Source organism: Bradyrhizobium ferriligni, from assembly GCF_056837965.1.
In genome coordinates this window covers 27,318-39,245 of the sequence record NZ_JBXEJO010000029.1, presented here as the reverse complement: position 1 = coordinate 39,245, position 11,928 = coordinate 27,318, and the positions used below count along the sequence as shown (strand labels likewise).

Here is an 11,928-nt window from a genome sequence, read left to right as displayed (position 1 = left end):
GGAAATTCTTCCAGTTCGGCGAACAACGCGCCGCTGCCGCAAATGACGACCTCTCAGCGGTCGCGTCTGGCCCCGGGTCGGACAACTGATCTTCACGGCTCACCTAATGAACGGCAAGCTTCGACCGTAGTGAAGTCGAATGGGCCGGATAGCCGATAAACAAAATGAAGTGGGCGGCTCTCCGCGCTCCTCAACCAGAGTTCGGGCTACCGCCCGCATTTCGCGGCCGGACGCTTCACGATGAGCCGAAAACTGGTGCGGAGGTCATCGAGCCTGTGGTCGACAACCTGGGCGCTCCGAAGCCGGCGTGAGGTTCATTCGACCTAAAAGCTGCGCTCCAGCTTCCGATAAGATGCTGACACTACTCCAGCCGAAACTGAAAGCGGGATCTCAGGTAAACGACCGGTATCGAGAAGATGTACCGCTCGCCCTCAATCTCTGCCCCAACGACCAAAAGCGGCTGCGTTGGAAAAATTTCAAGCGACCATTTGTTGAATCTTCTGTCGTCTCGATCAGAAACCTGACGGCAAAACGCTCTGTCCCTGTCGAATGAAGAATTTTCGCCGCCTTTCGCGATGCAGCTTTCAAAGTCGCGCAAATATTGTCTCATCTCATTGCCGAAGGTAAGTCTGAGCCTCTCGGGGATGTTTTCGCCCTGGAAAGGGCCGACGAGCAGATCCATGAGAACCGATACTCCATTATCATTGCCACCGCGCCCGAACTCGTCACGCGTGATCGTGTTGACCGCACTGAGCGTACGTCTCCGGATGGCTGCCAGGTCCGGCCTAAACTCGGAGCTCACGCCGTTTACGCTCCAGACACACTTACCATTGCTATGGTTGCTGGATACGCTGCCGTCCGCCCCCAGCCGCGCTTCTGTCTTTGCCTCCGTGCACTTATACGCGGTTGCGAAGGAGACGCTTGCATCAATCGCAACAAACGCCGCTGAGAAAATCACCCTTAAGCAATGCGTTTTGAGCCTCATAGGAGACCTCCTAAATTAAGCTTCAGTTGCCGCGACGAAACTCCTCCACCTTTTCGGGACTACAGTCACATAGCCAGCGATCCCTGACCTTCGTCATATTTTCCGTTCGTGCCAGCAATTCGATCCCGCCAGAAGGGGTGCGTCTGACTGACACGCAGTTCGGGAATTTCTCGCCGATAAGTTCCAGCGCACGAACGGGATCACGCTCGGACGCGCGTTGCCCATACTTGAAATTCGCACACGAGACAGTGCTCTTCACCTGATCAGAATCGGATCGTTCAACCGTGGCAAACTGTCGGCAAGCAAGAAGCCTCATCATCCTAGACTGATCGCCCACAATAGATGCAAGTGCGCACCTATCTTGTGTGTCGTGTAAGAGTGCAGTGATGGTCCCGGTCCAATAAAAGAAGCGGTGATCATCTTCGCCGAACCTGTAGCCAGACCCACTCAAGCCGCATGTTATGCTGACAGAAGCCGCGAAGATCGCCGCCGCGAGCGAAGCGAGAACGACATACTTGATTCTGAGTAACGAAAGAATGCGAAGCCATAGCTTCGGAGACTCCGCCTCCGTCGCGGCGCGAACGATCGTGCCTTCCCGAAGGAACGGCACCCAGAACTTCTTGCAAAAGCTGGAGCAGAGAAAGTAGCCGTGATGTGCGCCGTTGTGCCAGCGGTCCTCCACTCGCGGCCTACGGAAACCATACGTTCCGGCAGAGCCATAACCCCACGTCGCGCTCTCGGCCATTGCTGGCCAGACATCCCTCGTGCCTACATCGTTCACGATGGGTGTGGTGAAGCGATCCGATATTTGCTCGAACGGAAAATTGAACGGCAGAACAGAGCCGCAAAAGATCACGCGGTTGAACTGGAGATCAAACCCCTTCTGCAATATCCGCGCAAAAACATAAGTCCCAAAGCTGTGCGCGATTGCAGAGAAGCGAGCTCCCGGATTAGCTTTGCGGGCATCACGAATCTGCACCCATACAGTTTCGATAGCTTGATTTCTGAACCATTTGACCGGTGCCAAAAAACGAAACAGGTCGAACCGACCATAGTTCGTGGAAACGGGGATGAAGCCTTCATCCTCCAGCGTGTGTTTGATCTCGTTCTGCCATAGCGCGTAGTCGCGAATGCCATGAATGAGCAAGACGACGTGTTGGTCTGGCCCTTTGTACGGATCGGACACTTAGGTAGCCTCCCGTCCATCGAGTGGCGTTTTTGCAGGTTCGCCCGGCAATTCCGTCAGACAAAGCGACAATGAAAAAATTCACGCCGACCGACCCGGGCCAACCCTAGGCGCAGATCGGCCTACGCGCAACCTCTGAATGATAACCATAAATTGCCGATGGCGTCGCAAAGGCACAACGTTGCCTATACCTTCCAATGTTTTGAGGCGGGAAGCTGGCGGACGTCTGATGTGCGGCGGCTTCGACCAGGCCGTGCCGTCATCGGGCAAGCGATGAGCAGCGACCGCGCCACGAGGCGGGGCAGCGGCCGCCACAACGGGCGCCGGCCTAGGGTATTCTCGATATGCCAATTATCAGGAGCTTGCGCGGCGGGCCTGGTACCTTCTGTCCGGACGCAAACCTTTGGCTGTCACGAACCTGCCGATGCGTCGCAAACGCGACACAGCAAGTCTAGCTGCACTCTTCTCCGGCACACTTGGCCCAACTCATGCACTTAGGTGGCGCAGTTCAATGCAACGTCATCGGGAGCGCCGCAGCGCCTTGAGCCTTGTCCCTGAAACCAGTCCTACATACGGCGTCGCCTTAAGGCGGGCATTGTCGGCATCTGTCCTCTCATGCAAGCAAGGCCCATCAGAACCCGCGCAGCGAAACCTTCCCCATTGAGCGAATAATGGCGGATCGCATCTGTTCACCTTCGATAGCAGAGCGGCTGAGTTTCCGGCGGTGTGGAGCTTATGGCAGCTCCGAAAAGACGCGCATCGGATTATGATCAGCGATGATCCACCTGAGGAGGCCCATGGACCCGAAAGTCAACCCAATTGACGTCGACTTCATTCCTGCTCAAAGCCGCGCCGACTACCATCGGCGGTCGTTACTCAGGCTATGGCGCAGAGCAATCCGACATCCTGGTACGCGCCATCAATTTCCGGCCGGGGCCGAACAACCGACGTTGGCCAACATCAAGTTGGCTTGGGCAACGGTGGGCTTAAGCGACATTTACGATCACATTGAACATCTGCATTCGTCTGTTGCCCCTGAGACCGGCCGACCATGCCATGGCTCGGACATTATCCTTCCCACAGGAGGGCAACGGAAGCCGAGGACTCTCATCGGCACGCATGAAGAGATGCTGTACAACGCATGCTTCGATGGAAAGGCGTACTGTCTTTCAGGCATCACCAGCGACGACAGGGTGCTCGTACTGGGGAGCACTGGAACCTATCACGCCGAATATTGCAGTTTCTATGCTTTGTCACGAACGGTGTGCACCATCATCCCCATTCAGGACTATAAGAAAGCGCAAGAAATTGCAGACATCATGGAAGAATTGCGGGCAACCGCAATCCTTGGACCTCTGAGTGCTCTCCTCCCACTCCTGTCCTACCTAGAACTTCGCGGCCTGACTTACGCCGGGATTAGACGCATAATTAAAGGCGCAGAGCCCTTGTCTCAGCAGCTTCGATCGAGACTCGCACAGCGATTCGGAGAAGATTTATCTTTCCACTCGGTATTTGAGACACCGGACCACGGCGCCATCGGTTTCCAATGCTCCTCGTGCGGCCCTGGCGAGTACCACCTTCATGAAGGCCTCATCTACGCGGAGCTCAGTTCAACGAACGATGCGGGCGCGACAGAGCTGGTCATTTCGAACCTGCACCGCTCCCGCATGCCGGTTGTTCGGCTTCGGACCGGCGATCGCGCTGAATGGTCCGATCCAGACGGAACGTGTTCGTGCGGGCTGACCTCCAGGAAAATACGAATTCTAGAAAGAACAAGCCACCTTTCACACGCTCAGGGTGGCGATTGTCTGCCATAAGGGCCCCACGCACTTTATCGGGTAGACTGCCGGCATGCCATCGTGATGTGGCAATCTCGGCCAAGCGCAGCCGCAGCAATCGTCACCATCGAGCTGCACCGCAAGCGCTACCGGCGCATTGCTCCCCACCATGAGCGCCTGTTGCCGGGCGCCGCAGGTCAGCAAGCAGCAGCAATCTCCTCAATCAACGGGTCTGTGCAGACTTGGCGGCAATACCCCTCGATCACCCGCAAACTGTTGTCGTGACGCTCCTGGCTGTAGGTGGCGCAGGCATCCGGCACCAGCGTCACGAGGTAGCCGAGGTCACAAGCGTCACGTACAGCAGATTCCACGCACTCGTCGGTAACCACCCCGGCCAATACCAGCTGCTTAACACCAAGATTGCGCAGCAGGTAATCGATGTTGGTGGCGACGAAGACGCTCGATGACGATTTCGGCAGCACGATTTCGTCATCGCCGGGCGCAAGCTCGTCAATGACCTTCCCGTCCCATGAACCTTTCGGGACATTGAAGCCCACGATCTTGTAGTTCAGGCCGCGATCGCGACCATCCTGTGTGAGGCTCTCGATCGTCGTGTAAAGGACTTCTATCCTTGCCGCACGAAATTCTGCCTGCAGCCGCAGCATGTTAGGTATGGCAACGCTGTTCAAGCGATCGAAATAATAGCCGTACTTGCTGGCAATCTCGGCGTCCGAGATGTTCCTGAACTCACCGCCATCGCGTCGGACGCAAAAGTTCTGCACGTCGATCAGCAACAACGCCGACTGCTCCGGATTGAGCGGCACTTCGCGCGTCGGACATTCGGTCGTTGACATGGCTTATACTCGCGCACCGATCAGCCCAAGAACAATCAAGGCCGCGATCTGCGCGTTGCTCGGGACCATTGATCAGATGATTTACGAATTCAAGGCAGCTTGTGCGGCAAGCGGCGCGCCCCTCAGCAGACCCAAGCAGGCTTTGAAAGACTGCAGGTTCTCACATACGACACCGACAGTGCAAATGGTTCCCAGCGGACCGGGGCTTTGTGGGCGAGGATTGGCCAAGCTTGACCTCCCGTCGCGGTTACATATCGCAGTGCGCCGGCGAAGCTCAGGAGGCCAACATCAGCACGGCCTTCTCTTGACGAACAACACGGTTCCTCAACTCTTCGCCCGTGAGCCAGATCAGCCAATCATCGTCGACAATTTCCTCTTCCACCAGCCGCAAGACCGAGCCGGCTTTCTCATGGTGCGCATATCCGTACTGCGAAACGACGCCTTTATCGATCAGCCAGCGCGCCACCAGCCCACACACGAAGTCAGGCGCCCACATGGCAAAGGACACGCCGAATGCTATTCCTGCCATGATCTCAGGCATGCCCGAACCTCTAAAGTCTGCGCGCACCCAGCCGTCACCGTGATATGCCACTTTCCCGGACATCTTCTTTGCACTTGGTGCCGCACAAGTGCACGCATCCGCCGGATGGGCATGCTTGGTCGGATCGGCGTAGAATGCTTTTAGGGATTCAAGATGCTCGGCGAAGGTGCTGCGCGAAAGATCGTAGAGGCGAACAGCCTGCACGACCGCAACTTCATTGTTCTTGTCGACACCGACCATCCAGAATCCTTCGCCTGATCTGATTGGCGAGCGGTCCGGTCGGAAGTTCGGATATGTAGGCCCCTTCGTTGGTGTCGCCTGCGTAATCGAGATATACTCGTGAAAGTCCATTCCCAAGGAAAGCTTGATGCCTTTTTGGGCGGCAGCAACATCATAGCTGTGAATGAAGCGCGATACGTGCAGCAGGTCGGTTACGCTCGCCATCGCTGCACCTAGCCCTGTTGTGATGCTTCGGGTCCTAGGCTGCTACAGCATGGACGGGTTCGAGACACCTACCGATTCCGATAGGGATGATCAGGGTCCGAGATTCGATCACGTCGTTCTGCCCGGAGGGCCGCACCGTCGCCCGCATGACAATCGAGGCCGCGGATATGTGCGGGCATGCGACGCCGTCCCAAAAACTTCCTCTCGATTTGCATTGGTTTCCGGTTGTGCGCCTCAATCCCTTCACTTTCGCCAATGCCGGTAACTTCCGCAGTAGCCAGACTTTGTCGACCAACGGTTGAAGCTCGGCGGCCACCATCCATCGAACTCGGAGAGGTCGGTCGCGAACGTATTCACGGCGCCCACCGACTTCCGAGTCTGGTTGGTACGGATTGGACAATCGTAATAGCCGAGGAGCTGTACGCGGCCCCCTGAGGCACACAATGTTGCAATGGGTGTCCTCTTGAGGCGCGCCACCCAAAGTTGCCCATCGGCAACACGTCGCTTCTTTTTGTAAGTTGCCGTGTCTTTGGCTTGCACTTTTGCGTGTAGCGGCTCTGATTACGGTACCAGCGTGGGGGCACGCGCAAGAATGGGGCAGATCATGGCGAAGAAGGCAAAGGCAAGCGCGAGAAAGAGCAAGACGGCGAAGAAAGCCTCCGCGAAAAAGACGACCGTCAAGAAGAAGACGACCGTCAAAAAGAAAAAGCCGAGAGCGACAAAAAAGCAAGCCGCGAGGCAGGCGCAGGAGGAAGGGCTCGGCTGCTGTACCATCATCTTTGACGATCACTCCGAACAGGTCCCCAATGTAACCAGGCAGCAATGCATCAGGCTTGGCATACAGCGCGGCGGCACCGGACAATGGAATCCGGGTTCGTGCGCCTGAGCTAACGCAGTTTTTTTATTACCCAGTCATTTTTCGACAATCGATTGAGCTGAGCCATGCGGCAATCAAGGGCGCTTGCCTGTATTTTGTCTTTTGCGTTTGCATCGGTTGTGAGCGGCTGCGCTGTGCCGCACTATGATGTGCCCTATACCAGACTCGGCCATCCAACCGTCACCACGATCGTCGAGCGCATTCAATGCGAAATTAGAGATCTGGTACGCTCCGACATTCCTGATCCTAGCGCACCAGCGAATATCTACGGCCGCTTTCTGGTCAATCAGGATTTTGATGTGCTGACCGCGATGTCGATCGAGGTCAATGAATCCGGCGGTCTCACGCCGACCTTGTCATACATGAATCCTTTGACGTCGTTCACCTTCAGTGCGAGTGGCACCCTGAGCGAGTCCCGCGACCACACCTTCACGGAGAACCTGCAATTCTCGACCCGTCAGATCTATATTGATTGGTATTCCTACCAGCTGGCGGCGAAAGCGGGTCTCGATCCAAAGTCGTTAGGTTTGACAGCGCACGACTGTCCCGAAGCCGATACAAATTTGTCCGGAACGCTCGGAATCGTGGACTTTGTCGCCATGGCGGCCCGATCCGAAGGTCTTGATATGCAGAAAACGTCCGACGGTGTATTCGGCGGCACCATCCAGTTTCTCGTGACCAAGAGCGCAAGTGCGGTCGGGCCCACCTGGGCGCTGGTCCACTTCAACGGACCAGGAGGACTCGGCGGACTATCTCAGGTCAATACGGACAAGATTACGCTCTCGTTTGCGCGAGGTGCCAATGTTGGAAAGCCAATGGTGCTGCCGACACTGTTCCAGCTAACAAGGGGCATTGTACCGAAAGCCGAGAAACGACCAACCAACCTGAAGGCTTATTTGCTTCTGCAGCAGCAACTGACCAGCGGGATCAACAGTCAGCTCAGTATCTTGCAGAATAGTCTGCGGGTAAGACCGTAACCATTACGTCGGGTTTCCTGGCAAGCGATTGGCCGCTTGGATCGGAATCCCACGCGAGATCGCCGGCAGCAAAAAATCGGATGAGGCCCCCAACCATGCTCCAGGTAGAGGCGGACACTTTCGTCGCTGTTCGTGCGTGCAACTGGTTTGACTGACCTATGGGTTTGGATCGAGCCTGCGAGAAATTGCACTATTCGGCCGGCCGATTTGACCTGGCGCTTGTCGATATTTCCAGCGCGCCCTCGGCGGCGTGTCGCTTCGCTTTGGTGATGCCGAAGGCGAGAACTTGTAGGGCGCCCACGAACCGCCTCTTCCAAGTCAATGCATGTTGCATGGAGCGAACGGTGCAGCAAGAAACTGGGGCAAGTCGATATCGTGGTTTGCGGCACCGTGGCTCGCGGCATCGTGCTTCGAATGCGATGCCAGACAAAAGCGGTCTTGGTTCGACCAACTCAGTCTTCTGACGGGGCCGGCTCGCAATGATATTCGCGCCAGGAACGGTTGATCTCGATTTCGTCGAGCCCGTAGCAGCCGATCGGCACCGTCAAAGGCCTTACCGTCCTTCATAATTCATGGCGAGACCGATCGCGAGCTCGGCGGCCGCGAGCGAAATCGAAAAGCCGCTAATGGCCGGTTAGCAACTGAATACAGCGGAGATGCGCCGTGCCGGATCTTCCTGCGCCCCTATGCTGGGCGGCCGCGCAGCGCACTTACGCGCGTCTCCCGCACTGCCGATACCGGGACACAGACCTCAAATTGAGAATTCCAGTATTGCAAATGCTCACTCTCTGGTAGTTTATCAGAAACCGAGAGACCGGGAGAGAAGCGATGCCGATCATCTATCTGCACGGCGTGAACACCCGAGACCCGAAACATTTTGAGCCGGTGCGCGAGTATTTGCTTCGGATCGTTGCGCCAGCGATCGCCAATGATCCGGAACGCGTTTCTATCCGCGCGGTTAACTGGTTTCAGCTGTGTGATCCGCCAAAATGGGAAGGCATCGCGCGTCCGTCTACCTTTCTCGGTCAAGGCGCTGAGATCGAGCGCAACGAATTGCTCGATGCGATTGTCACTAAGGTGCCGAGGGTCGACGCATCGGCGTCGACCCTCACCAGTGGCCAGAGCACCGCGTCGACCCAAGCCGCACGTCTAGACGCGCTCAGCGATAACGACCTCGCCGACCTTGTCGCGTTGGCGACCGGCGGCAACAACGTCGACGAGCTCCAACACGCTCGCATCGGCGTCGCTGCAGATCGAGTGGCGCGTGACCCAGGCATTCGGGCGCAGCTGAAGGCTGCGCCGGATCTCGACGCACAGTTCAAGATCCTTGCGGACGCAGTTCAAGCCGATGTCGAACGGCAATCGACGCTGGCTGGCCAAGGTGCGCTCGACTTGCTTCGCGGCATGCGCGAGCGCGTGAGCGAGAGTCTTTCGCGGGCGGCCGACAGTCCAGGCGCCCTAGGGGGCCTGATCGCGGGCGAGTTACGTCCCAAGCTCAACGATTTCGTTACGCGCTTTCTGGGCGATCTTCTTTTCTACATGACCCGCCGCGGCACGGCTGAAGCGCCCGGACCGATACCGCAGGTCTTGATCGACGAGCTTGCGTTGGCGCAAGAAAACAAGCAGACGCGAAACGGTGAACCAATCGTGCTGTTGACGCACAGCATGGGTGGACAGATCGCCTACGACGTTCTGACCTCGTTTCTGCCCGCCGCGGGCAGCAATATCAAGGTTGATTTCTGGTGCGCGACGGCAAGCCAGGTTGGCTTTTTCGAAGAGCTCAACATGTTCCTTTCAAGTTCTGCCGAATTTTCCAAGGCGAAAGGAAAGCCAACTCCAGTCGCGAGCGCGAACCTGGGCTGTTGGTGGAATGTCTGGGATCGCAATGACATCCTCAGCTTTACCACCAGAGGCATCTTCGCGAAGGGCATTGATGACGAGGAATTTTGGAGCGGGATGTCGATCGCTGCAGCGCATGGCGGCTATCTCGAACGTCCGAGCTTCTACCGGCGCTTTGCCGAAAAGCTGAAGGCCGCCCTTCCAGCCGCCGGGAACGGACATGCCAAGTGAATGGGTTGCCGAAGAGCACGGAGTTTGGGTCAACAAGGGCTGTTCTGCGGCAGGTCCGGGTCTGCATGCACTCATCATCGGGGTGAGCCGGTATGATCACCTCCATGAAGGTGCTGCGCCGGCGCCGCAGACCTATGGACTTGGCCAACTCAGCGTCTCAGCTTTGACCGCCTACCGCTTCTTCGTATGGCTGCGCTGCGCCTACGCTCTGGACGGATGGCCGGTCGCGCGCTTACGGCTGCTGATGTCCCCGTTGCGAAAAGGCATCGGCAGGGCAACCCAGGACGAACTGGAGGGCTGCGATGCCGCGATCTGCGTTCACGCACCTGAAGCGACGTTCGATAATTGTAAACGCGCCATAGAGGGCTGGTACGCGGACATGGAATCGCTGCAGGCCCCCGCCACTGGCAGAAGCCTTTTCCTGTTCAGCGGACATGGCATGGAGCGGCGACAGAACTTCCAGGTGCTGCTGCCGAGCGATTATCTTCGGCCGCCGGGGCGGCTCATGAATAGCGCGATCAGCACCCCCAATCTCACGGATGCCCTATCCTATTTGACGCGTGTGTCTTCTCATATTCTTCTGCTGGACGGCTGCCGCAACGATGTTGACGCGTTGCGCGGGGCGGAGGGTACGAAGATTCTCAATGACGACCAGCCGATTCCAGTCAACCCGCTGTTCGAAAAGGCCGCGCTCTACGCGACCGCGTCGGGTCTTCGCGCCTATTCCCCGAAGTCCGGTGGATTATCACTGTTCGGACAGGCGCTGATCGATGGGTTGAGCAACAAGCCGGAGCCAGAGCTCGATGAGGCGCCGATCGAGCTCACGAATAAAGGCCTCGTTGCCACGATCGAAATCAACAAGCTCGCAAGCTATATGAAGGGCCGCGTCGCCGCCCTGATCAGGGCCGCGAAGGAAAGCGTCGTGCAGGTGGTACGCTCGGAGGTCGCCTCCTCCGACCCGGGACACCCTATCGAGATCGCAGAAGTCACCCTGCCGCGCCCACAAAAGATAAGGATCGGTAGACTTTCGCGTGATACAGTTTGGCGCCCCGCAGGCGCGCCCGTCTTGATAGAACGAGCACGTGCCCAGAGCGACTGGTTTCATGAACGCTATCAGCCGGAGCAGGCCGCGATCGTGGCGCCTCCGAGTGCCAGTCGGCAGGAGCACATCGACCGTTTTCATACGATTTTCGGTTCTGAGGCCCTCACCTATCCGTGGCTCAAACGGCTGCAGATTTTGGGGATGTCGACCAATCAGGCTTTTGATCACCGCGCTGTCGAGATTTTGAGCTATGCTCAGGCGGCTAGAACATCCGAGCTTCACCGGGTTCAGCTCCACATCCGCGTTCGAGCCCCTGACCCAATTGGCCACCTGATGGTGATCGAAAACGAGCGCGGGCAGCGCTTCTGCTGCGTACTGCCGAGCGACATCGACCCGCCGGTCTTTCAACTCGAAATCGATATCGAGGGAAGAGATTACCTTAATTTTGCTGCGTTCTTGTCGCCGCACAATAGTGAATGGACCGGCCGCATCGCGGTCGCTTGGGAGCAACTGCGCGCGCGCGATCCTCTTGCGGCGGCGCAGCGATTGAAAGCCGACCATACAGAGGACACACTGACGCAGGCGTTCCGGGCCGGCGAGCAGGTGCTGCGGTTCAAGCTCCGGGCGCCTCTCGCCGCCACCGTCGCGACCGCATTGCTGCTCAAGGGGAATCAATTCGATCGAATGCACGACTGGGCGCGCAATCTCGCCAACTGGTTTCCCGCAATTCCCGACGGAGTTGTCTTATGGACCGAACAATGTCGGCGCATGGCAGCCCGCACCCCGCTTGATCCCGGGCTGATGCCCTGGTTTGTGCGCGAGATGTCGCGGCGCAGTCTGCCGTTCACCGCTGATGGATTTGGATTGGCAGCCGACATTGTGAGCGAGGTTGTGCGCGGGCGGCTCAAGACCGACGACGAAACGCGGTCTCTGGCACGCACGCTGGCGGCTCGTCTGGATGCGGCTGCGCCATTTTTTCGCCTCGCCGGCCTGTTCAGCGGCTTTGCAGGGTTTCCGGCGGACTGGAATCCAATCCTGACGCTTGGACCGCCGCCGTCTGTGGCACCGACGAGCCACGTGGGCGCAGATGGACGCCAAGGCTATCGAGCGCCCCGCAAACCTCAAGGGCGCGCTGACTAACGTGACGGCGCAGTGATCAGGGCAACGATGAAGG

The 11,928-nt window shown here is 57.7% G+C and carries 9 protein-coding genes; 5 read left to right on the top strand and 4 right to left on the bottom strand.

Annotated features, from left to right (window positions below; genetic code table 11):
• Positions 1–361: 361 nt before the first annotated feature.
• A complete protein-coding gene (locus AC1VNY_RS18675; RefSeq protein WP_482406292.1) occupies positions 362–985 on the bottom strand; it encodes a hypothetical protein in 624 nt (207 codons plus the stop codon).
• Between the two features lie 22 nt (positions 986–1,007).
• Positions 1,008–2,171: a lipase family protein gene (locus AC1VNY_RS18670; protein WP_482406291.1), complete on the bottom strand. Its 1,164-nt coding sequence runs from the start codon at positions 2,169–2,171 to the stop codon at positions 1,008–1,010.
• 797 nt (positions 2,172–2,968) lie between these two features.
• On the opposite strand from AC1VNY_RS18670, the gene AC1VNY_RS18665 reads away from it, so the two are divergent.
• On the top strand, positions 2,969–3,988 hold the full coding sequence (locus AC1VNY_RS18665) for a phenylacetate--CoA ligase family protein (RefSeq protein ID WP_482406290.1): 1,020 nt from the start codon (positions 2,969–2,971) through the stop codon (positions 3,986–3,988).
• 158 nt (positions 3,989–4,146) lie between these two features.
• Here AC1VNY_RS18665 and AC1VNY_RS18660 read toward each other — a convergent pair whose 3' ends face one another.
• Together AC1VNY_RS18660 and AC1VNY_RS18655 are read right to left on the bottom strand one after the other, a co-directional pair.
• On the bottom strand, positions 4,147–4,803 hold the full coding sequence (locus AC1VNY_RS18660) for a cysteine hydrolase family protein (protein WP_482406289.1): 657 nt from the start codon (positions 4,801–4,803) through the stop codon (positions 4,147–4,149).
• Positions 4,804–5,077: 274 nt separating this feature from the next.
• The gene (locus AC1VNY_RS18655; RefSeq protein ID WP_482406288.1) at positions 5,078–5,788 is read right to left on the bottom strand and encodes a hypothetical protein; all 711 of its coding nucleotides are present in this window, start codon (positions 5,786–5,788) and stop codon (positions 5,078–5,080) included.
• 604 nt (positions 5,789–6,392) lie between these two features.
• On the opposite strand from AC1VNY_RS18655, the gene AC1VNY_RS18650 reads away from it, so the two are divergent.
• The 4 genes from AC1VNY_RS18650 to AC1VNY_RS18635 all read left to right on the top strand — a co-directional run bounded on the left by AC1VNY_RS18650 (position 6,393) and on the right by AC1VNY_RS18635 (position 11,894).
• Positions 6,393–6,674, top strand: coding sequence for a hypothetical protein (locus tag AC1VNY_RS18650; RefSeq protein ID WP_482406287.1), 282 nt, complete (start codon positions 6,393–6,395; stop codon positions 6,672–6,674).
• A gap of 56 nt (positions 6,675–6,730) precedes the next feature.
• Positions 6,731–7,642, top strand: coding sequence for a hypothetical protein (locus tag AC1VNY_RS18645; protein WP_482406286.1), 912 nt, complete (start codon positions 6,731–6,733; stop codon positions 7,640–7,642).
• Positions 7,643–8,470: 828 nt separating this feature from the next.
• Positions 8,471–9,712 (top strand): hypothetical protein, encoded by a 1,242-nt coding sequence (locus AC1VNY_RS18640; RefSeq protein ID WP_482406285.1) that lies wholly within the window; start codon positions 8,471–8,473, stop codon positions 9,710–9,712.
• Positions 9,702–11,894 (top strand): hypothetical protein, encoded by a 2,193-nt coding sequence (locus AC1VNY_RS18635; RefSeq protein ID WP_482406284.1) that lies wholly within the window; start codon positions 9,702–9,704, stop codon positions 11,892–11,894. Before AC1VNY_RS18640 ends, AC1VNY_RS18635 begins: the two co-directional genes overlap by 11 nt.
• Positions 11,895–11,928: the final 34 nt, after the last annotated feature.

Coding starts and splice junctions, on each gene's coding strand:
- AC1VNY_RS18665 (WP_482406290.1), top strand. CDS start 2,969: ATGGACCCGAAAGTCAACCCAATTGACGTCGACTTCATTCCTGCTCAA.
- AC1VNY_RS18675 (WP_482406292.1), bottom strand. CDS start 985: ATGAGGCTCAAAACGCATTGCTTAAGGGTGATTTTCTCAGCGGCGTTT.
- AC1VNY_RS18645 (WP_482406286.1), top strand. CDS start 6,731: ATGCGGCAATCAAGGGCGCTTGCCTGTATTTTGTCTTTTGCGTTTGCA.
- AC1VNY_RS18640 (WP_482406285.1), top strand. CDS start 8,471: ATGCCGATCATCTATCTGCACGGCGTGAACACCCGAGACCCGAAACAT.
- AC1VNY_RS18635 (WP_482406284.1), top strand. CDS start 9,702: ATGCCAAGTGAATGGGTTGCCGAAGAGCACGGAGTTTGGGTCAACAAG.
- AC1VNY_RS18660 (WP_482406289.1), bottom strand. CDS start 4,803: ATGTCAACGACCGAATGTCCGACGCGCGAAGTGCCGCTCAATCCGGAG.
- AC1VNY_RS18650 (WP_482406287.1), top strand. CDS start 6,393: ATGGCGAAGAAGGCAAAGGCAAGCGCGAGAAAGAGCAAGACGGCGAAG.
- AC1VNY_RS18655 (WP_482406288.1), bottom strand. CDS start 5,788: ATGGCGAGCGTAACCGACCTGCTGCACGTATCGCGCTTCATTCACAGC.